Source organism: Pseudomonas sp. LS_2 (assembly GCF_042709235.1).
In the GTDB taxonomy this organism is placed as follows: Bacteria; Pseudomonadota; Gammaproteobacteria; order Pseudomonadales; family Pseudomonadaceae; genus Aquipseudomonas.
The window spans coordinates 12597-32755 of sequence record NZ_JAVAYC010000014.1 but is presented as its reverse complement, the minus strand read 5'-3'; the positions used below and the strand labels follow the sequence as shown (position 1 = coordinate 32755).

At 63.9% G+C, this 20159-nt stretch carries 21 protein-coding genes; 15 read left to right on the top strand and 6 right to left on the bottom strand.

Annotated features, from left to right (window positions below):
* Positions 1-51 precede the first annotated feature (51 nt).
* Positions 52-618: a sugar O-acetyltransferase gene (locus RAC97_RS14525; protein ID WP_375100064.1), complete on the top strand. Its 567-nt coding sequence runs from the start codon at positions 52-54 to the stop codon at positions 616-618.
* On the opposite strand, the gene RAC97_RS14520 is transcribed toward RAC97_RS14525, so the two are convergent.
* Entirely contained in the window at positions 597-1193 is a 597-nt protein-coding gene (locus RAC97_RS14520; RefSeq protein ID WP_379671493.1) for a DUF6436 domain-containing protein, read from the bottom strand. The two genes, RAC97_RS14525 and RAC97_RS14520, sit on opposite strands and share 22 nt — an antisense overlap.
* Positions 1194-1262: 69 nt before the next feature.
* Here RAC97_RS14520 and RAC97_RS14515 point away from each other — a divergent pair, with 69 nt between their 5' ends.
* Entirely contained in the window at positions 1263-2183 is a 921-nt protein-coding gene (locus tag RAC97_RS14515; RefSeq protein WP_375100068.1) for an alpha/beta hydrolase, read from the top strand.
* Here the strand turns inward: RAC97_RS14515 and RAC97_RS14510 are convergent, their stop codons facing one another.
* Positions 2184-2936 carry a DUF2059 domain-containing protein gene (locus RAC97_RS14510; protein WP_375100069.1) on the bottom strand — a complete coding sequence of 251 codons (753 nt, stop codon included), beginning with the start codon at positions 2934-2936 and terminating at the stop codon, positions 2184-2186. It lies immediately after the preceding gene.
* A 114-nt stretch (positions 2937-3050) separates the two neighbouring features.
* On the opposite strand from RAC97_RS14510, the gene RAC97_RS14505 reads away from it, so the two are divergent.
* Both RAC97_RS14505 and RAC97_RS14500 read left to right on the top strand, forming a co-directional pair.
* Positions 3051-3683, top strand: coding sequence for a 2OG-Fe(II) oxygenase (locus tag RAC97_RS14505; protein ID WP_375100070.1), 633 nt, complete (start codon positions 3051-3053; stop codon positions 3681-3683).
* Positions 3664-4173, top strand: coding sequence for a DUF523 domain-containing protein (locus tag RAC97_RS14500; RefSeq protein WP_375100071.1), 510 nt, complete (start codon positions 3664-3666; stop codon positions 4171-4173). The genes RAC97_RS14505 and RAC97_RS14500 overlap by 20 nt, the downstream gene beginning before the upstream one ends.
* A 28-nt stretch (positions 4174-4201) precedes the next feature.
* On the opposite strand, the gene RAC97_RS14495 is transcribed toward RAC97_RS14500, so the two are convergent.
* On the bottom strand, positions 4202-4678 hold the full coding sequence (locus RAC97_RS14495) for a transporter substrate-binding domain-containing protein (RefSeq protein ID WP_375100073.1): 477 nt from the start codon (positions 4676-4678) through the stop codon (positions 4202-4204).
* Positions 4679-4859: 181 nt separating this feature from the next.
* Positions 4860-6089: a phosphoglycerate dehydrogenase gene (gene serA / locus RAC97_RS14490; protein WP_375100074.1), complete on the bottom strand. Its 1230-nt coding sequence runs from the start codon at positions 6087-6089 to the stop codon at positions 4860-4862.
* A gap of 170 nt (positions 6090-6259) precedes the next feature.
* Here serA and RAC97_RS14485 point away from each other — a divergent pair, with 170 nt between their 5' ends.
* The 4 genes from RAC97_RS14485 (at position 6260) to RAC97_RS14470 (ending at position 10432) form a co-directional block, all read left to right on the top strand.
* Positions 6260-7690 carry an FAD-binding oxidoreductase gene (locus tag RAC97_RS14485; RefSeq protein ID WP_375100076.1) on the top strand — a complete coding sequence of 477 codons (1431 nt, stop codon included), beginning with the start codon at positions 6260-6262 and terminating at the stop codon, positions 7688-7690.
* A complete protein-coding gene (locus RAC97_RS14480; RefSeq protein WP_375100078.1) occupies positions 7687-8352 on the top strand; it encodes a fumarylacetoacetate hydrolase family protein in 666 nt (221 codons plus the stop codon). Before RAC97_RS14485 ends, RAC97_RS14480 begins: the two co-directional genes overlap by 4 nt.
* Positions 8353-8482: 130 nt before the next feature.
* Positions 8483-9403 carry an SdiA-regulated domain-containing protein gene (locus tag RAC97_RS14475; protein WP_375100080.1) on the top strand — a complete coding sequence of 307 codons (921 nt, stop codon included), beginning with the start codon at positions 8483-8485 and terminating at the stop codon, positions 9401-9403.
* Between the two features lie 117 nt (positions 9404-9520).
* Positions 9521-10432, top strand: a complete 912-nt coding sequence (locus RAC97_RS14470) for an SdiA-regulated domain-containing protein (protein WP_375100081.1) — start codon at positions 9521-9523, stop codon at positions 10430-10432.
* 81 nt (positions 10433-10513) lie between these two features.
* On the opposite strand, the gene rpiA is transcribed toward RAC97_RS14470, so the two are convergent.
* Complete coding sequence (gene rpiA / locus RAC97_RS14465; RefSeq protein ID WP_375100083.1) at positions 10514-11188, bottom strand: ribose-5-phosphate isomerase RpiA; 675 nt, start codon at positions 11186-11188, stop codon at positions 10514-10516.
* Positions 11189-11325: 137 nt separating this feature from the next.
* On the opposite strand from rpiA, the gene ilvA reads away from it, so the two are divergent.
* The 4 genes from ilvA (at position 11326) to ptsP (ending at position 16423) form a co-directional block, all read left to right on the top strand.
* The gene (gene ilvA / locus RAC97_RS14460; protein ID WP_375100085.1) at positions 11326-12840 is read left to right on the top strand and encodes a threonine ammonia-lyase, biosynthetic; all 1515 of its coding nucleotides are present in this window, start codon (positions 11326-11328) and stop codon (positions 12838-12840) included.
* 149 nt (positions 12841-12989) lie between these two features.
* Positions 12990-13415: a DUF2269 family protein gene (locus RAC97_RS14455; RefSeq protein ID WP_375100087.1), complete on the top strand. Its 426-nt coding sequence runs from the start codon at positions 12990-12992 to the stop codon at positions 13413-13415.
* A 232-nt stretch (positions 13416-13647) separates the two neighbouring features.
* The gene (locus RAC97_RS14450) at positions 13648-14127 is read left to right on the top strand and encodes an RNA pyrophosphohydrolase (RefSeq protein ID WP_029614755.1); all 480 of its coding nucleotides are present in this window, start codon (positions 13648-13650) and stop codon (positions 14125-14127) included.
* A gap of 22 nt (positions 14128-14149) precedes the next feature.
* Positions 14150-16423: a phosphoenolpyruvate--protein phosphotransferase gene (gene ptsP / locus RAC97_RS14445; RefSeq protein WP_375100089.1), complete on the top strand. Its 2274-nt coding sequence runs from the start codon at positions 14150-14152 to the stop codon at positions 16421-16423.
* Between the two features lie 120 nt (positions 16424-16543).
* Here ptsP and RAC97_RS14440 read toward each other — a convergent pair whose 3' ends face one another.
* Positions 16544-17290: an NRDE family protein gene (locus RAC97_RS14440; RefSeq protein ID WP_375100091.1), complete on the bottom strand. Its 747-nt coding sequence runs from the start codon at positions 17288-17290 to the stop codon at positions 16544-16546.
* A 131-nt stretch (positions 17291-17421) separates the two neighbouring features.
* On the opposite strand from RAC97_RS14440, the gene RAC97_RS14435 reads away from it, so the two are divergent.
* From RAC97_RS14435 to RAC97_RS14425, 3 genes are read left to right on the top strand one after another with little or no spacing between them, the layout of a single operon-like run.
* Complete coding sequence (locus RAC97_RS14435; protein WP_375100092.1) at positions 17422-18204, top strand: sulfite exporter TauE/SafE family protein; 783 nt, start codon at positions 17422-17424, stop codon at positions 18202-18204.
* Between the two features lie 15 nt (positions 18205-18219).
* On the top strand, positions 18220-19029 hold the full coding sequence (gene lgt, locus RAC97_RS14430) for a prolipoprotein diacylglyceryl transferase (RefSeq protein ID WP_375100093.1): 810 nt from the start codon (positions 18220-18222) through the stop codon (positions 19027-19029).
* Between the two features lie 48 nt (positions 19030-19077).
* Positions 19078-20049, top strand: a complete 972-nt coding sequence (locus tag RAC97_RS14425; protein ID WP_375100094.1) for a thymidylate synthase — start codon at positions 19078-19080, stop codon at positions 20047-20049.
* Positions 20050-20159 lie beyond the last annotated feature (110 nt).

Sequence of the window (20159 nt, the reverse complement as noted above, 5' to 3'; positions counted from 1 at the left end):
CGATCATCCATGGGAAGACGAATTGAGAGTAGCCCCCGTTAAGGAGTTTCCATGTCTTTGAGTGAAAAACAGAAAATGCTGGCGGGCCAGCTCTATCACGCAGGCTGCCCCGAGCTTCAGGCCGACCAGATCGCCAACAAGCACTGGATGCAACGCTACAACCACAGCGTCGAGTTGCTCAATGACGGGCGCCACGCGCTGTTGCTGGAGCATTTCGCCAGTGTCGGCGAGGGCGTGGTGATCCGCCCGCCGTTCTACTGCGACTATGGCTACAACATCAGCGTCGGCAGGAACACCTTCATGAACTTCAACGTGGTGATACTCGACGTGCTGCCGGTGCGTATCGGTGACGATTGTCAGATTGCTCCCTCGGTGCAGATCTACACCGCCGACCACCCGCTGGACCCCGAACTGCGCCGCACCGGGCTGGAAAGCGGGCGGCCGGTGAGCATTGGCGACAATGTGTGGATCGGTGGTGGGGCAATCATCCTGCCGGGGGTGACCATTGGCGACAACGCCGTGGTCGGTGCGGGTAGCGTGGTGACCCGCGACGTACCGGCGGGAGCGGTGGTGGTGGGCAACCCGGCGCGGGCGCGTCAGCCCGCCCAGGGGCAATAGCAGCCCACCGCCAGGGTGTTCGAGGCGGTCACCTGGCGGCCTTGCAGCAGTGCCTTGAGGATCGGCTCGATGAAGCTGTTGCTGGAGTTGCACAGCGCGCCTTCGCTGTAGGGGCCGAAGTAGGCGAGCTGGCCTTGGCGACCCCAGATGGCGACCGCAGGGCTGGCAGGTAGCTGTTCACTGCCAGGCAGGCTGGCCAGGGGCTTCAGTGCGCTGAGGTTGGCCGCAAGCTGGCCTTGGCTGCCGGGCTTTTGCAGCACATGGAAGCTCACGCCCTCCGGGGCGAAGTGTTCGATCAGCTCGCCCAGGTGCTGCTGGTTGCCGACGTTGCACGGGCAGGCCGGGTCCCAGAAGTGCACCACGCGAATCGGCCCAGGGCCAGCCAGCTCCGCGGGCAGGTGCAACTGGCCGCCATCGAACAGCGTGGCCTGGTTGTCGAAGGGGCGCAGGTAGCGGCCTTGGAAGCTGTCATAGGCCCACCATAGGATGGCGGCACAGAGCAGGGCGGCGAGGGTTTTCATCGTATGTGTGGGGTTCTGTGTTGGCCGCTTCGCGGTGTATGGCAGAGAAGGCATCAGCTTGCCATGACGCAGCGCAGAGCTGAATATCGCAGGTCAATACTTGCACCTCCAGCGGATGTACCGATGCCCGCCACCTTCCACCCCGACCTGCTGCGCGCCAGCCTCGCACCGCTGGCGGCGTGCCAGCCATTGTCGGCCCACGCCCTCGACTACCAACGCTTCTACGGCCTGCCCGGCAATGGCTGGCTGGGCCGTTTCGAGGTGGCCGGCTTCGAGCTGGTCGGGCAGGTGTGGGCGGCGCCCAACCCTGTGGCCACCCTCTTCCTGTTGCATGGCTATTACGACCACATGGGGCTGTACCGTCATGTCATCGAATGGGCCTTGGGGCAGGGGTTCGCGGTAATCGCCTGCGACCTGCCGGGCCATGGGCTGTCCAGCGGTGCGCGGGCCAGCATCGAGAGTTTCGCGGTGTACCAGCAAGTGCTCGAGGCGCTCTTCGAGCAGGCGCACGGCCTGGGCCTGCCGCAGCCTTGGCATCTGTGCGGGCAAAGCACCGGCGGGGCGATTGCCGTGGACCACCTGCTGCACGCAGGCCCGCGTAGCCCGGTGAGCGGCGAGGCGATCCTGCTGGCGCCGTTGGTGCGTCCGCGGGCCTGGTACTGGTCGAAACTGAGCTACTGCGTGCTGCGCCATTTCGTCGATGGCATCGAGCGGCGTTTCAGCGACAACAGCAACGACCCGGCCTTCCTGCCCTTCCTGCAGGCCGACCCCCTGCAACCACGGCGCCTGGCCACGGCCTGGGTAGGGGCGTTGGTGGACTGGATCAAGCGCATGGAAGCGGCGCCGCATAGCACACGGCGGCCATTGATCGTGCAAGGGGAAGCCGATGGCACGGTGGACTGGCGCTACAACCTCGACGTGCTCAAGGCCAAGTTCGCCGAGCCGCAGGTATTGATGCTGCCCGAGGCCCGCCACCACCTGGCCAACGAGCTGCCGGCCATCCGCGCCCGTTATTTCGCCTTTATCGGCCAGCGCCTGGGCTGACTATTTCAGGTCCGCGCTGTTCTGGCCGACCGCAAGGCCGGCGCGCACTGCAGAGAGCGCGGCCTTGTAGTAGGCCTGGCCTTCGGGCGACTCGGCAAAGGTCGAGAACTCTTCGAGTTCGGTGTCGGAGAGGTCGCGGTAGACATACAGCAGGGTGTTGTTCAGGTCGGCGCCGATCTGCTCCATCAGGCGCTGGCGCTGGCCTTCGAGCAGACCTTGGGCCTGGCCGCCGCCGAGCAGGCCGGGAAGCATCGCACTGAGGCTGTCGGCAGCCACCCCGGCGATTGCCAGGCTGACCTCTGCACCGGCCTCGCGGGCGGGCAGGGCCTGGGCCAGGTGACCGATGACCAGCAGGCGGTTGTCGCTGGCCTGGATCTTTGGCAAGCCCTTGGCGTTCTTGGCGAGTTGATCCTTGCGTGTGGCCAGCAGCTCGGCGGCCACCACCTTGCGTCCCAGAGGCGACTGGAAGAACGCCAGCGCCGGCGCCGGGTTCTTCAGGTTGGCGCGCAACTGCGCCTGGGCGCGACGGTCCATGGCCTGGGCTTCGAAGCGCTGGCTGCTGTTGTTGACCAAGGCCTGGTACACCGCGGGCGGCAGGCTGTTGCGGTAGCGCTGCTGGGCGGCGTCGAGGGCATCGTTGAAGTGGGCGCGCTGGTCGGGCCAGCCCGCGGCCTTGTAAAGCTGGTCAAGGCTGTCTGCCCAGACAGGCGTGGTGCAGATCAACAGCACAAGCAGGGAAAACAAACGGCGCATTCAGGACTCCTGTCGGCAGGCCGCTATTGTCCTAGGCGTGGCGGGGCTTTGTCGAGATACCAGTGACGGTTGGTGGCCAAGCGGTGCTGTCGGTTTGATCGTCCAGTGGCTACTATGCGCGCCATGAACCTTTCTCCCGAACATCCGACGGTGACCGCCATCGTCGACGACCTCGCCAACCGTGGCTGGGCCCAGCAGTCGCTGTTCCTGCCCGCGCCGTTGATCCGCACCTTGGCCGACGAGTGTCGCCAGCGTGCCGAGCAGGGCGAATTGAGCCCGGCCAGCGTGGGTCGTGGCGCTGGCCAGGAGGTACGCGAAGCGGTTCGTGGCGACCGCATCCAGTGGCTGGAGCGAGGCCAGTCCGAGGCTTGCGACCTTTACCTGAACGCCATGGACAGCCTGCGCCAGGCGCTCAACCAATGCCTGTTCCTGGGCTTGGAAGACTATGAGAGCCATTTCGCGCTCTACCCGCCGGGGGCGTTCTACCGCCGCCACCTGGACCGTTTCCGCGACGACGATCGGCGTGCCGTGTCGGCGATCCTCTACCTCAACGAAGACTGGCAGCCACAAGACGGCGGCCAGTTGCGCATGTACCTCGACGGCGAGCAGACCCTGGACGTGCTGCCGGTCGCCGCTTGCCTGGTGGTGTTTCTTTCCGGCGACATTCCCCATGAAGTGCTGCCGGCCGGGCGTGAGCGCCTGTCGCTGACGGGCTGGTTCCGACGCCGTGGCAACGACCCGTTCTGAGTTGCCCAAAGTGCTGGTGAGCGCCTGTCTGCTGGGCCAGCCGGTGCGTTACGACGGTCGCGCCAGCGGCCACCCCGGCCTGTTGCAGCGATGGCAGGCCGAAGGCCGCGTGGTGCCGTTGTGCCCCGAGGTGGCCGGCGGCTTGCCGACACCCCGGCCCCCGGCAGAGATCCCAGGCGGGCAGGGCGCGCAGGTGCTCGACGGCCAGGCCCAGGTGTTGACGGTGAGCGGGGAGGATGTGAGCGCGGCCTTTCTTGCAGGCGCCAGCCAGGCCCTGGCGCTGGTGCGGCGGCATGGAATACGCGTGGCGGTGCTCAAGGCCGGCAGCCCGTCATGCGGCAACCGACTGACCTATGACGGCACGTTCAGTGGCGTGAAGGTGGCAGGCGAGGGCGTGACCACGGCGTTGCTGCGCCGGGAAGGGGTACTGGTGTTCAGCGAGCTGGAGCTGGACGCGGCCGAGGCGGCGTTGGCCTTACACAAAACCTGAGCGGTGCGCGACCCCTGTAGCCTTGCCGTCACTGCCCGGCAGTGCTGTGGGGCTGGTCCTTGAGCCACTTGGCTTCCAATGCCTCCAGTCGCCCGTCGCCCTTGATCCGCTCCAAGGCGTTGTTCACCGCGCTCTCGAAGGCCGCGTTGCCTTTCTGGAACTGCACCGCCCGGCCATCGTCGGCAAAGGCGTTGCTGGCGTCGAGCCCATCCTGGGTGTTTGCTTTGTCCAGGGTGATGTCGTACTTGCCCTCGACCACCCCCGGCACTTGCTGCTCGACAGGGGTTTCGATGAACTCGGCGCGCAGGTCCAGCTCCTTGGCCAGAGCCTGGCCCAGTTCCACGTCGAAACCGGTCAGTTGTTCATTTTCCTTGAAGGCATAAGGAGCGGTATCGGCTGGTACGGCAATGCGCAGTTCGCCTCGGTCGTTGATTTCGTCTATCAGCTCGGCCTGGGCCGCCGGACTTATCAGTACTGCCAGCAGTACACCAATGGTCAAACGCATGAAGATCCCTTTTATTTCTTGGCAGTTGAATTTCATTCGCCGAGGCTTTATCGCCTGCCTCGGTCGAACGCAGCCTATGACCCCAAGACCTTACTAATGTTTACGCCACATCTGAAATTTTTATGTCGCAAATGAAGAAAGGGAGGCCACCAGGGCCTCCCTTCTTCGTGCTGCAGGGCGATCAGAACAGGACGCGGGAGCGGATGGTGCCCTTCACGTGCTGCAGCTTCTCTTGCGCCAGGTCCGAGTACTCGGCGTCGACGTCGATCACCACGTAGCCGACTTTCTCGTCGGTCTGCAGGAACTGACCAGAGATGTTGATGCCGTTCTCGGCGAACACCTTGTTGATCTCACTGAGCACACCCGGGATGTTCTCGTGGATGTGCAGCAGGCGGTGCTTGCCTGGGTGCGCCGGCAGGGCCACTTCCGGGAAGTTGACCGACGACACGGAGGTGCCGTTGTCGCTGTACTTCACCAGCTTCTCGGCCACTTCCAGGCCGATGTTGGCCTGGGCCTCGGCGGTGGAGCCGCCGATGTGCGGGGTGAGGATCACGTTGTCCAGGCCCCGCAGCGGGCTTTCGAACTCTTCGTCGTTGGAGCGCGGCTCGACCGGGAACACGTCGATGGCGGCACCGATCAGGTGCTTGTCCTTGATCGCGGCGGCCAGGTGGTCCAGTTCGACCACGGTGCCGCGGGCGGCGTTGATCAGGATCGAACCCTTCTTCATCGCGCGGATTTCCTTCTCGCCGATCATCCACTGGGTGGATGGCAGCTCAGGCACGTGCAGCGAAACGATGTCGGCCAGGCCCAGCAGTTCGTTCAGGCTGGTGACCTGGGTGGCGTTGCCCAGCGGCAGCTTGGTCAGCGGGTCGAAGAAGTACACCTGCATGCCCACGCTCTCGGCCAGTACCGACAGCTGGGTGCCGATCGAGCCGTAGCCGACGATGCCCAGCTTCTTGCCACGGATCTCGAACGAGTTGGCCGCGCTCTTGATCCAGCCGCCACGGTGGCACGAGGCGTTCTTCTCGGGAATGCCGCGCAGCAGCAGGATGGCTTCGGCCAGCACCAGTTCGGCCACCGAGCGGGTATTGGAGTAAGGCGCGTTGAACACGGCGATACCGCGCTCGCGGGCCGCGTTCAGGTCGACCTGGTTGGTACCGATGCAGAAACAGCCGACCGCGACCAGCTTCTTCGCGCAATCAAAGACCTCTTCGGTCAATTGGGTGCGCGAGCGGATGCCGATGAAGTGGGCATCTGCGATCTTTTCCTTCAGATCGGCGTCTGGCAGCGAGCCAGTGAGGTACTCGATGTTGGTGTACCCGGCAGCCTTGAGGGTATCCACAGCGTTCTGGTGGACGCCTTCGAGAAGAAGGAACCTGATCTTGCTCTTGTCGAGAGAAGTCTTGCTCATCTGCGTAAACCTGTATCCCGGAGAAAAAATGGCGAGGGGGCAAAGCGGCGCGGCGTCGGCCTTAGCACGAACGGCGGGAGGGCTATGCTAGCATACGCGACACTGTCTGAGCTTATCCCGCCAGGTGAAGAGTGCTCAGGGTGACTATGAATAGTTCGAGAGTTCTACTGATGACTCACTCTGCGGTAATTGATGAGCTGATGACCCTGGTCGACCCCGGCAAGGTGCTGACCGACCCCGCTTCCCTCCAGGCCTACGGCAAGGATTGGACCCAGCAATACCCGCCGGCGCCCTCTGCCATCGTGTTGCCCAAGACCATCGAGCAGGTGCAGGCCATCGTCGCCTGGGCCAACCGCCACAAGGTGGCGCTGGTGCCGTCCGGCGGGCGCACCGGCCTGTCGGGGGCTGCCGTCGCCGCCAATGGCGAGGTGGTGGTGGCGTTCGACTACATGAACCAGATCCTCGACTTCAACCCTTTCGACCGTACCGTGGTCTGCCAGCCGGGGGTCGTCACCCGCCAGTTGCAGCAGTTCGCCGAAGAACAGGGGCTGTACTACCCGGTAGACTTCGCTTCCAGCGGTTCCAGCCAGATTGGCGGCAATATCGGCACCAATGCCGGCGGAATCAAGGTAATTCGCTACGGCATGACCCGCAATTGGGTGGCCGGCCTGAAGGTGGTCACCGGCAAGGGCGAGCTGCTCGAACTGAACCGCGACCTTATAAAGAACGCCACCGGCTACGACCTGCGCCAGCTGTTCATCGGCGCCGAGGGCACGCTGGGCTTCGTGGTCGAGGCGACCATGCGCCTGGACCGCGCGCCGCGCAACCTCACCGCCATGGTGCTCGGCACCCCGGACTTCGACTCGATCATGCCGGTGCTGCATGCCTTCCAGGGCAAGCTCGACCTCACCGCCTTCGAATTCTTCTCCGACAAGGGTTTGGCCAGGATCATGGCCCGCGGCGATGTGCCGCCGCCGTTCGACACGCCATGCCCGTTCTATGCGCTGCTGGAGTTCGAGGCCAGCAACGAGGACATCGCCAATGAAGCGCTGGCGACCTTCGAGCATTGCGTGGAGCAAGGCTGGGTGCTCGACGGCGTAATGAGCCAGAGCGAGACCCAGTTGAGAAACCTGTGGAAGCTGCGCGAGTACCTGTCCGAAACCATTTCCCACTGGACGCCCTACAAGAACGACATTTCCGTCACCGTCTCCAAGGTGCCGGCCTTCCTGCGCGACATCGATGCGGTGGTCAACGCCCACTACCCGGACTATGAAGTGGTCTGGTACGGCCACATCGGCGACGGCAACCTGCACCTGAACATCCTCAAGCCCGAGCACATGGGCAAGGACGAGTTCTTCGCCTCGTGCGCCAAGGTCAACAAGTGGGTGTTCGAGATCGTCGAGCGCTACAACGGCTCGATTTCCGCCGAGCATGGCGTGGGCATGACCAAGCGCGACTACCTGGGCTACAGCCGCTCGCCAGATGAAATCGCCTGCATGAAGGCGATAAAGGCGGTGTTCGACCCGAACGGCATCATGAATCCGGGTAAGATCTTCGCACCTGAACAAGCCAAGCAGTACCCAGAGGAGTCGGCCCAATGAGTTACCAGCACCAGTACGTAGACGGCACGCACATCCACTTCCCGATTGGCAAGGTGGTGTGCATCGGCCGTAACTATGCCGAACATGCCAAGGAACTGGACAACCCCATTCCCAGCGAGCCACTGCTGTTCATCAAGCCGGGCAGTTGCGTGGTGCCCCTCGAAGGCGGTTTCAAGATCCCGACCGAACGTGGCTCGGTGCACTACGAGGCGGAAATCGCCGTGCTGCTGGGCAAGCCGCTGTCGACCAAGCCGACCGAGGAGGAGGTGCTCGATGCCATTTCCGGCTACGCCCCGGCCCTGGACCTGACCCTGCGCGAGGTGCAGGCCAAGCTCAAGGAGAAGGGCCTGCCCTGGGAGCTGGCCAAGAGCTTCGATGGCGCCTGCGTACTGCCGCCTTTCGTCAGCGCTGCCACCTTCGAGGACCTGACCGATATTCCGGTGCGCCTGACCGTCAACGGTGAAGTGCGCCAGGACGGCAACAGCGCAATGATGCTCAACCCGATCGTGCCGATCATCCAGCACATCGCCGCGCACTTCTCCCTGCAACCGGGTGACGTGATACTGACCGGCACGCCAGCCGGTGTCGGCCCGTTCAACGTGGGCGACGAGCTGGTGCTGGAGCTGCCCGGCGCAAGCCGCTTCGAAAGTCGAGTGCTCTGAGCCGGCAAGGGTGGCGGCGCATGCCGCCATCGTTTCCCGCCTTACCGTTTTTTTCACATGCGATGCGGATAATGACGCCACAACGTTATCTGCCGTAGTCATGGATCACTCGGCATGCCGAGGAGTTTTCATGGCTATTCCATCTGCTGGTTACCTTCCTTCCCTGCCCAGGAAGCGCCGAACGCTGTTGCCCTGGCTGGCCCTGGGGCTCGTGGCCGCCTACGGTTTGTCGGTGCTGATGCACTGGGATGATCGTGCCAGGCTGTGGGTCAAGGAACATTTCGAAACCCCGGCTGAGCGCGTGAGCAGCACCTGGTTGCCAGACTACGTGGCAGACATCGACGCCAAGGTGATGCCGGGCGTTGGCGACGCTGAAGCGTCCGACCTGACCTTCAACCCGAAGACCCGCACCTTGTTCACGGTGACGGGCAAGCGCCCGTTCCTGGTCGAGCTGAGCCTCGATGGCGATGTGCTGCGCAAGATGCCGTTGCTTGGCTGGTCCAACCCTGAAGGCGTGGCCATGTTGGAAAACGGGCAGATGGCGATCATTGACGAGCGTACGCACCTGTTGACCCTGGTAAAGGTGGATGCCAATACCCGCGCTCTGAACCACGCAGACTTCAAGAGCTTCGACCTGGGTGAATCGGCCGATGACAACAAAGGTTTCGAAGGCATAGCCTGGGACCCGAAGCACCAGCAGCTGGTACTGGGTGAGGAACGCCCAGCCCAGTTGTTCACTTGGCGCACCGATGGTCGTGGCCCGCTTGCTGGCGACAAGCAGGCGCTGCCCAGCAGTGCACTGGAGGTGCGCAACCTGTCCGGCCTGACCATCGACCCGCGTACCGGCCACCTGCTGGTGTTGTCGGCAGACTCCAACCTGCTGCTTGAGCTGAACGAGCGCGGCGAGCAGGTCAGCTTCATGACTTTGCTGGGCGGCTTCAATGGGCTTGCCAGTCGAGTCCCAAGGGCTGAGGGCGTGGCGATGGACGACAAGGGTAACCTCTATGTAGTGAGCGAGCCCGACCTGTTCTATCGCTTCAAGAAGCGCTAAGCCGCTCTAGTGCAGTATTCCAACCATTGCCGGACTGAAAGCGGCTTAAATGATGGCATTAAGCTTTACTTCAGCTGTTCATGATTAGATTCGTCACCCTCTTGCCGAGTCTGTCCCATGCGCCGTTACCTTCGCCTGCCTTTTCTACTGCTCGTCCTTGGCCTTTCCACGCTGCTGGTACTCGGCGTGGCCGGCCAGCAGTTTCGTCTATTCGAACGCGGCTGGTTCAACCTCAAGACCTGGTGGCAGCCTTCGGAGCAGAGCATTGGCCTGGACCGTTACCAGGTGGTGGTCGAGGCTCAACCCATCGAGGGGCTGGACGATGACCTGTCGGCACTGACCTACGACCCCGACCGCAAGACCCTGTTTTCCGTCACCAATGCCCGCTCCGAGCTGATCGAACTGTCGCTCGATGGCCGTATCCTGCGCCGCGTGCCGCTGACCGGCTTCGGCGACCCGGAGGCGGTGGAATACATCGGGCCAAACAGCTATGTGATCACCGACGAACGCCAGCAACGGTTGATTCGCGTGCATCTGGACGACGACACGCTGTTCCTCGACGCCAACGATGCCGAGCAGCTCACCCTCGGTATTGGCTTGAACGGCAACAAAGGCTTCGAGGGCCTGGCCTACGACTCGAAGGGCAACCGCCTGTTCGTGGCCAAGGAGCGCGACCCGATGATGATCTACGAAGTGCACGGCTTTCCTCATCAGAACCCCGAGCAGCCCTATGCGGTGCATGTAGTGCAGGACCACAAGCGCGACGCGCGGCTGTTCGTGCGTGACCTGTCGAGCCTGCAGTTCGACGAGCGCAGCGGGCACCTGCTGGCGTTGTCGGACGAGTCGAGGCTGGTGGTCGAGCTGGACGTGAAGGGCAAGCCGCTCAACACCCTTTCGTTGCGCAAGGGTTTCCAGGGCTTGAAGCAGAGCGTGCCGCAGGCGGAGGGAATAGCAATGGACGATGCCGGCACGATCTACCTGGTGAGCGAGCCGAACCTGTTCTATGTGTTCAAGTTGCCGGCTGAGTAGTCGAATTCAAGGCGCTTGGCGCGAGGCTTGCGCTGCGCCTGTAGGAGCGGGCCTGCCCGCTCCTACCCGAATTACGCCAGCTTACTCGGCCTTGAGCGTCTTCACGCCTTCAGCGGTACCCAGCAGCAGCAAGTCCGCTGGGCGTGCGGCGAACAGGCCGTTGGTCACTACGCCAACGATGGCGTTGATCTGGCTTTCCAGCTCCACCGGGTTGGTGATCTGCAGGTTGTGCACGTCGAGAATGACGTTGCCGTTGTCGGTCAGCACGCCTTCGCGGTAAACGGGGTCGCCGCCCAGTTTCACCAACTGACGCGCCACGTGGCTGCGGGCCATGGGGATCACTTCCACCGGCAGCGGGAAGGCGCCGAGCACCGGTACCAGCTTGCTGGCGTCGGCGATGCAGATGAAGGTGCGGGCCACTGCCGCGACGATCTTCTCGCGCGTCAGCGCCGCGCCGCCGCCCTTGATCAGGTTCAGGTGCGCGTCGCTCTCGTCGGCGCCGTCGACATAGAACTCCAGTTCGCTGACGCTGTTCAGCTCGTACACCGGGATGCCATGGGCCTTCAGGCGCTCGGCGGTGGCCTCGGAACTGGCGACCGCGCCATCGAAGGCGGTCTTGTGCCGGGCCAGCGCATCGATGAAGAAGTTGGCGGTCGAGCCGGTGCCGACGCCGACGACGCTTTTCTCATCCAGCTTGGGCAGAATGAAGTCGACGGCGGCCTGGGCGACGGCCTGTTTCAGTTGGTCCTGGGACATGCGGGCTCCGAAAAGGGGCGGGGTAGGTTTCAAAGGTGGCGTAGTATAACCAGTCGCGCGGCTTTGCTGTGGTCGCCCGACGTAGCGCTGGGGTAGACTTCCAGGCCTTGTCCCCCGGCCCTGTGATGTTTCCCGCGATGCTCGAACAGTACGTCAAGAAGATCCTCACCTCGCGCGTCTACGACGTTGCGGTCGAAACCCCTTTGCAGAGTGCCGGGCAGCTGAGCAAGCGCCTGAACAACACCGTGCTGCTCAAGCGCGAAGACCTGCAACCGGTGTTCTCCTTCAAGATCCGCGGGGCATACAACAAGCTGGCGCAGCTGACCCCCGAGGAGCTGGCGCGCGGCGTGGTAACCGCTTCGGCCGGCAACCATGCCCAGGGCCTGGCCCTGGCGGCCCGCGAGCTGGGCATCAAGGCGACCATCGTGATGCCCAAGACCACTCCGGAAATCAAGGTGGAGGGCGTGCGTTCGCGCGGTGGCAAGGTGGTGCTGCACGGCGATTCCTTCCCCGAGGCGCTGGCCTATTCGCTGAAGCTGGTGGACGAAAAGGGTTTTGTCTATATCCACCCCTATGACGACCCACACACCATCGCCGGGCAGGGCACCGTGGCCATGGAGATCCTGCGTCAGCACCCGGGCCGGCTGGACGCGATCTTCGTGCCTGTCGGGGGGGGCGGGCTGATTGCCGGTATTGCCGCCTACGTGAAATACCTGCGCCCGGAAATCAAGGTGATCGGCGTCGAGCCAGACGACTCCAACTGCCTGCAAGCCGCCATGGCTGCCGGTGAGCGCGTGATATTGCCGCAGGTCGGGCTGTTCGCCGATGGCGTGGCGGTGGCTCAGATCGGCCAGCACACCTTCGATATCTGCAAGCTGCACGTGGACGAGGTAATAACGGTCAGTACCGATGAAATCTGTGCGGCTATCAAGGACATCTACGACGATACCCGCTCGATCACCGAACCTGCCGGCGCATTGGGTGTTGCAGGCATCAAGAGGTATGTGGAACTCACCGGCGTGTCGGGGCAGACCCTGGTTGCGATCGACTCAGGCGCCAACGTCAACTTCGACCGCCTGCGCCACGTTGCCGAGCGGTCCGAGCTGGGCGAGAAACGCGAGGCGATCATCGCCGTGACCATTCCCGAGCAACCTGGCAGCTTCAAGGCGTTCTGCGAGGCCATCGGCAAGCGCCAGATCACCGAGTTCAACTACCGCTACCACGCCGACAAGGAGGCGCACATCTTCGTCGGCGTGCAGACCCATCCGGAAACCGACCCGCGTGCTGCGCTGGTGCAGCATTTGACCGAGCAGGGTTTCCCGGTCACCGACCTGACCGACAACGAACTGGCCAAGATGCATATTCGCCACATGGTGGGCGGCCATTCGGTGGGGGTCAGCGACGAGCTGGTGTTGCGCTTCGAATTCCCCGAGCGGCCGGGCGCGCTGTTCAATTTCCTCAACAAGCTGGGTGGGCGCTGGAACATCTCGATGTTCCACTATCGCAACCATGGCGCGGCCGATGGGCGCGTGGTGGCTGGCCTGCAGGTGCCTGACGACGAGCGCCACCTGGTGCCGGAGGCGCTGGCAAAGATCGGCTACCCGTACTGGGACGAGACCGACAACCCGGCGTACAAGCTGTTCCTGGGTTGAGCGGCTACGCTTGAGCCTGTGTCGGCCCCTTCGCGGGCAAGCCCGCTCCTCCAGATTCTCCGCTGCCCTCGAGAGCGACGCGGTGCCTGTAGGAGCGGGCTTGCCCGCGAAGGGCCGGTAAAGTCACCCGCCGCCTTGCCGAGGACCCAATGGAATACCTGACCACCCTCAAGACCCTGCATATCCTCGCCACTGCGCTGCTGCTGCTGGGCGCGCTGGGGCTGGCGGCCTGGACCTTGCGCGCACGCCGCCAGGGCGATGGCGAGGCATACGCCAAGCTGCTGCGCCGGCCGCTGGTGTTCGTCTGGCTGTTGATGGGGCTGTGCCTGGTGAGCCTGCCGTTCACCGGTTGGTGGCTGGTGCACCTGGTGGGCTGGCCGTTGGGGCAGGCCTGGTTGCTCGCCTCCAGCGTCCTTTATACCGCCGGCGCGTTGGCAGCATGGTGGTTACTGGTGCGCCTCAACCGGCTGCGCAAGGCCGAGCCGGTGGGGTTGCGGCTCACCTTGGCGTTGGCGCTGTTCAGTGGTGTGTGCGTGCTCTCCATCGCCGGGTTGATGGGCGCCAAGCCTGTGTAGTGCACCCGCTTGCAACCCGCGCTCCAGCATCCCGCGCTTGCGGCGCGTCACCTTGCGTTCATGCAAACCGGGTATATCGTTGCCATGCCCGGTGTGGCGCTCGCAACCAGCCGTGGGAAGCCCCGCAGAATACGGAGTTTCCATCTCGCCGCAGATAAGCTTGGCGGGCGCGTTGCTGCGCTCGCAGGCTTTGTGGAACAATGCGGCGACATGCGTTTTCGAGGTTGCTGCCGTGATCGACCCGGATGGTTTTCGCCCCAACGTCGGGATCATTCTCACGAATGATGCCGGGCAGGTGCTATGGGCTCGGCGGATCAACCAGGATGCCTGGCAGTTTCCCCAGGGTGGTATCAACCCTGACGAAACGCCGGAAGATGCCCTGTACCGCGAGTTGAACGAAGAAGTCGGGCTGGAGCGCGAGGATGTGGAAATTCTTGCCTGCACCCGAGGTTGGTTGCGTTATCGTTTACCCCAGCGCCTGGTGCGCACCCACAGCCAACCGCTGTGCATAGGCCAGAAACAGAAGTGGTTCCTGCTGCGCCTGGTGAGCAATGAGCAGCGGGTGCGCATGGACCTGACCGGTAAGCCGGAGTTCGATGGCTGGCGCTGGGTCAGCTACTGGTATCCCCTGGGCCAGGTGGTGACATTCAAGCGCGAGGTCTACCGTCGCGCCCTGAAAGAGCTAGCCCCGCGCCTGCTGACGCGCGACTGACGACGGAGTCCGACCCCGAGCCATGCTCAATACGCTGCGCAAGATCGTCCAGGAAGTGAACTCCGCCAAAGATCTCAAGACGGCGTTGGGGATCATTGTCTTGCGCGTCAAGGAAGCCATGGGCAGCCAGGTCTGCTCGGTCTACCTGCTCGACCCGGAGACCAACCGCTTCGTGCTCATGGCTACTGAAGGCCTGAACAAGCGCTCCATCGGCAAGGTCAGCATGGCCCCCAACGAAGGCTTGGTTGGCCTGGTCGGCACCCGCGAAGAACCCCTGAACCTGGAAAACGCCGCCGACCATCCGCGCTACCGCTACTTTGCCGAAACCGGCGAAGAGCGCTTCGCCTCCTTCCTCGGTGCGCCGATCATCCACCACCGCCGGGTCGTCGGCGTACTGGTCATCCAGCAAAAAGAGCGTCGCCAGTTCGATGAAGGCGAGGAAGCCTTCCTGGTGACCATGAGCGCGCAGCTTGCCGGGGTTATCGCCCACGCCGAGGCCACCGGCTCCATCCGTGGCCTGGGGCGTCAGGGCAAGGGTATCCAGGAAGCCCGCTTCGTCGGTGTGCCGGGCTCGCCGGGTGCTGCGGTCGGGCGCGCCGTGGTCATGCTGCCGCCCGCCGACCTGGAAGTGGTGCCGGACAAGACCGTCGACGATATCGACGCCGAGCTCAAGCTTTTCAATACCGCCCTCGAAGGCGTGCGTGCCGACATGCGCAAGCTGTCGGCCAAGCTCGCTACCCAGCTGCGTCCGGAAGAGCGTGCGCTGTTCGACGTCTACCTGATGATGCTTGAAGACGCCGCCCTTGGTGGCGAGGTGGTCGAGGTCATCAAGACCGGCCAGTGGGCCCAGGGCGCGCTGCGCCAGGTGGTAGGCGAGCACGTCAACCGTTTCGAGCTGATGGACGACGACTACCTGCGCGAGCGTGCCTCCGACGTCAAGGACCTCGGGCGCCGCCTGCTGGCCTATTTGCAGGAAGCCCGCTCGCAGTCGCTGGTGTACGCCGACAACACCATCCTGGTCAGCGAAGAGCTCACCCCGGCCATGCTCGGCGAGGTGCCGGAAGGCAAGTTGGTGGGCCTGGTCTCGGTGCTCGGCTCGGGCAACTCCCACGTGGCGATCCTGGCGCGTGCCATGGGCATTCCCACGGTCATGGGCGTGGTCGACCTTCCTTATTCGAAGGTCGACGGCATCGAGATGATCGTCGACGGCTACAAGGGCGAGGTGTTCACCAACCCCAGCGATGTGCTGCGCAAGCAGTACAGCGACGTGGTCGAAGAGGAACGCCAGCTGGCCAAGGGCCTGGATGCGCTGCGCGAGCTGCCGTGCATCACCCCGGACGGCCACCGCATGCCGCTGTGGGTCAACACCGGCCTGCTCGCTGACGTGGCCCGCGCCCAGCAGCGTGGCGCCGAGGGCGTGGGGCTGTACCGCACCGAAGTGCCGTTCATGATCAACCAGCGCTTCCCCAGCGAGAAAGAGCAGTTGGCGATCTACCGCGAGCAGCTCGCGGCCTTCCACCCTCTGCCGGTGACCATGCGCACCCTGGACATCGGCGGCGACAAGGCGTTGTCGTACTTCCCGATCAAGGAAGAGAACCCTTTCCTGGGCTGGCGCGGCATTCGCGTCACTCTCGACCACCCGGAAATCTTCCTGGTGCAGACCCGCGCCATGCTCAAGGCCAGCGAGGGGCTGAACAACCTGCGTATCCTGCTGCCGATGATTTCCGGCATTCACGAGCTGGAAGAAGCGCTGCACCTGATCCACCGCGCCTGGGGCGAGGTGCGCGACGAAGGCACCGACGTGCCGATGCCACCGGTTGGGGTGATGGTGGAAATTCCTGCCGCGGTGTACCAGACCAAGGAGCTGGCGCGCCAGGTGGACTTCCTCTCGGTCGGCTCCAACGACCTCACCCAGTACCTGCTGGCGGTCGATCGCAACAACCCGCGTGTCGCCGACCTCTACGACTACCTGCACCCGGCGGTGCTGCAAGCTTTGCAGACCGTTGTCCGTGACGCCCATGCCGAAGGCAAGCCGGTGAGCATCTGCGGCGAGATGGCCGGCGACCCGGCGGCGGCGATCCTGCTCATGGCCATGGGCTTCGACAGCCTGTCGATGAACGCCACCAACCTGCCCAAGGTCAAGTGGATGCTGCGCCAGATCAACATGAGCAAGGCCCGTGAGCTGCTGGTCGAGGCCATGGGGCATGACAACCCGCAGGTTATCCACAGCGCGTTGCAGTTGGCGTTGAAGAACCTGGGGCTGGCACGGATGATCGGGCCGAACAAGACCCTCTGAATTTTGCTTTGGCAGGTCTTGGCTCTTCGCGGCCAAGCCCGCTCCTACAAGTACAGTGCTGAACCTTGTAGGAGCGGGCTCGCCCGCGAAGAGGGCAGTGAAACCAACCCAGCACTAAAGTCAGACAACCAGTTCCACTTCCCCCAAATGCCCACCAAACGGGCCGAAGCTGTGCTCGATCATCCGCCTTTTGCCTTGATCATCGACAATCAGCACGGTACTGGCCCGCGTTCCATAGCTCTGGCTGGCAATGAACACGCTCGACAGCAACCGCTCCGTGGCCAGCCCTACGCCTGTCTCCGGCAGCTCCCCATCAGCAGCAGTGGCGTCATCGGCGAGAATCGCCAGCAGTCGCTGCGGATCGGGTGAATCCAGCGTCTGCGCCAATGCCCGCCGCGCCTTGACCAGTTTCGGCCAGGGCGTGTCCAACCCGGCGTTCGACACCCCATATACTCCCGGCTCCAACAAGCGTGGAGCGGGGTTGCGGGCATTCAGGTAACCGAGCTGCTGCCCGTCGCCCACCAGCAGGTTGAACCCCGAATACTGCGCGCTGCGGCTGGCGACCTGGTCCAGGTAAGCCTCCACTCCCAGTTCGCCGCGCAGGTACGCCGCCACCAGTTCGCCCCGCGAGCGTGGCCCTACCGGCTGCTTCGGGTCACGGATATTGGTCAGCGCCGCGAAGCGCCCGCCTGGCCCCACGCCCAGCCAGGTGCCGCCCGCTTCCAGGTCGCGCCCGGCATGCACGCCGGGGGCATCGTCCCAGGCTGCCAGCGCCTGGGTAGGCCTTGCATAGAATTCGTCGCGGTTGGCCGCGACCACCAGCGGCAGGGCATGCCCCGGTCGCCAGGCGAATACGATCAGGCACATAGGTTGGCCTCTGTGTTTTTCGCCACTCTACCCACTGCGCCAGGCGCAAGCCATCACCTGACACAGAGTTCACTAGAGCCCCGGTACTGGCTTCCGTTACCATTGCGGATTGATTTCCTCTGGGGCGGCGAATGGCATTCGTTCTCTATCTGCTGTTGGGCGCCTGCGCCGGTGTCCTCGCCGGCCTGTTCGGCGTGGGCGGCGGCATCATCATCGTGCCGGTGCTGGTGTTCAGCTTCACCTTGCAAGGCTTCGATGCTTCAGTGCTCACCCACCTTGCGGTCGGCACTTCCCTGGCCACCATCGTCTTTACCTCGATCAACGCCGTGCGCGAGCACCATCGCAAAGGCGCGGTGCGCTGGCCGATCTTCCTGTGGATGACCGTCGGCATCCTCATCGGTGCCGGCATCGGTGCCAAGACCGCTTCGCTGATCCAAGGCCCGATGTTGCAGAAGATCATCGGCTGCTTCGCCCTGCTGGTCTCCGTGCAGATGGCCCTGGACCTCAAGCCCAAGGCCAGCCGCGGCATCCCCGGCAAGCCCGGGCTGATCGGCGCCGGCGGGGTGATTGGCTGGGCCTCGGCGATCTTCGGTATCGGCGGCGGCTCGCTGACCGTGCCGTTCCTCACCTGGCGCAGTTTGCCGATGCAGCAGGCGGTGGCCACGTCCTCTGCGTGCGGCCTGCCGATCGCCCTGGCCAGCGCCCTGGGTTTCATCGTGTTGGGCTGGCACGAAACCCACCTGCCCGAGCACAGCTTTGGCTACGTGTACCTGCCGGCACTGCTTGGCATTGCCGTCACCAGCATGTTCTTCGCCCGCTTCGGCGCGCGCCTGGCGCACAAGCTGTCGCCACGCCTGCTCAAGCGCCTGTTCGCCGCGCTATTGTTCTGCGTCGGCTCAAGCTTCCTGATTTAACCGAGAGGAACCACCATGCTGCCTTACCCGCAGATCGACCCCGTGGCCCTGGCCATCGGGCCGCTGAAAATCCACTGGTACGGCCTGATGTACCTGATCGGCATCGGCGGCGCGTGGCTGCTCGCCTCGCGTCGGCTGAACCGCTTCGACCCCACCTGGAACCGCGAGAAACTTTCCGACCTGGTGTTCTGGCTGTCCATGGGGGTGATCGTCGGCGGACGCCTGGGCTACGTGCTGTTCTACGACCTGCACCAGTACCTCGCCAACCCCACACTGATCTTCGAGGTGTGGAAGGGCGGCATGTCGTTCCATGGTGGCTTCATCGGCGTGATGCTGGCGGCGCTGTGGTTCGGCAAGCGCAACAACAAGTCGTTCTTCGAGCTGATGGACTTCGTCGCCCCGATGGTGCCAATCGGCCTGGGCGCCGGGCGCATCGGCAACTTCATCAACGCCGAGCTGTGGGGAAAGGCCACCGACGTGCCTTGGGCCATGGTGTTCCCACCGTTCAGCGACCCCGCGCAGCTGCCGCGTCACCCGTCGCAGCTGTACCAGTTCGCCCTCGAAGGTGTGGCATTATTCGTCATCCTCTGGCTGTATTCGCGCAAACCGCGCCCGACCATGGCCGTTTCCGGCATGTTCGCGCTGTTCTATGGCATCTTCCGCTTCATCGTGGAGTTCGTGCGGGTGCCTGACGCGCAGCTGGGCTACATTGCCTTCGGCTGGTTGACCATGGGTCAGTTGCTCTGCGTGCCGATGATCGTCGGCGGTATCTTCCTGATCTGGTGGGCCTACAACCACACCCCAACGGCCAAGGCCGCCGTTTGATTCCCGCGGCAGGGGCGCTCCCCCTGCCGTTCTTGCTACAGGTAAGCCATGAAACAGTATCTAGACCTGGTTCGCGACGTCATCGAGAACGGCACGCTGCAACAGAACCGTACCGGCGTGCGCACCATCAGCCTGCCGGGCGCCATGCTCAAGTTCGACCTGCAAAAAGGCTTCCCCGCCGTCACCACGCGCAAGCTGGCGTTCAAGTCGGCGATCGGCGAAATGGTCGGTTTCCTGCGTGGGGTGAAGAACGCCGGGGAGTTCCGCGAGCTTGGCTGCAAGGTGTGGGACCAGAATGCCAACGAGAACGCCCAGTGGCTGGCCAACCCGTTCCGCCAGGGGCATGACGACCTTGGCGAGATCTACGGCGTGCAATGGCGCCAGTGGCCGGGCTACAAGCGCATCCCGCTGAGCAACCCGGCGGCCATCGAAATGGCCGAGAAGGCAGGTTTTCGCCGCATCGCCCAGGACGAAGAGGGCGGTGAGGCGTTCGTCATCCTGTACAAGGCCATCGACCAGGTGCGCCAGTGCCTGGACACCATCGCCAACGACCCGGGCAGCCGACGCATTCTGTTCCACGGCTGGAACTGCGCCCAGCTCGATGAAATGGCCCTGCCGCCCTGCCACCTGCTGTACCAGTTCCACCCGAACGTCGAGACCCGGGAAATCTCCCTGACCCTCTACATCCGTTCGAACGACCTGGGCCTGGGCACGCCGTTCAACCTCACCGAAGGCGCCGCGCTGCTGTCGCTGTTCGGCCGCCTCACCGGCTACACCCCGCGCTGGTTCACCTACTTCATTGGTGATGCGCATGTGTACGAGAACCACCTCGACATGCTCAACGAGCAGCTCAAGCGCGAGCCCCTGCCAGCGCCGAAGCTGGTCATCAGCGACCGCGTGCCAGCGTTCGCCGACACCGGCAAGTACGAGCCAGCGTGGCTGGAGAAGATCGAACCGAGCGATTTCAGCCTGGAAGGCTATGAGCACCATGCGCCGATGACCGCGCCGATGGCGGTTTGATCGCAGCCGCAAGGTTTGCGCAATACCTGTAGGAGCGGGCTTGCCCGCGAACCCGGGCAAAGCCCTGGCCATGCACCGCGGTGTTTTTTTCGCGGGCAAGCCCGCTCCTA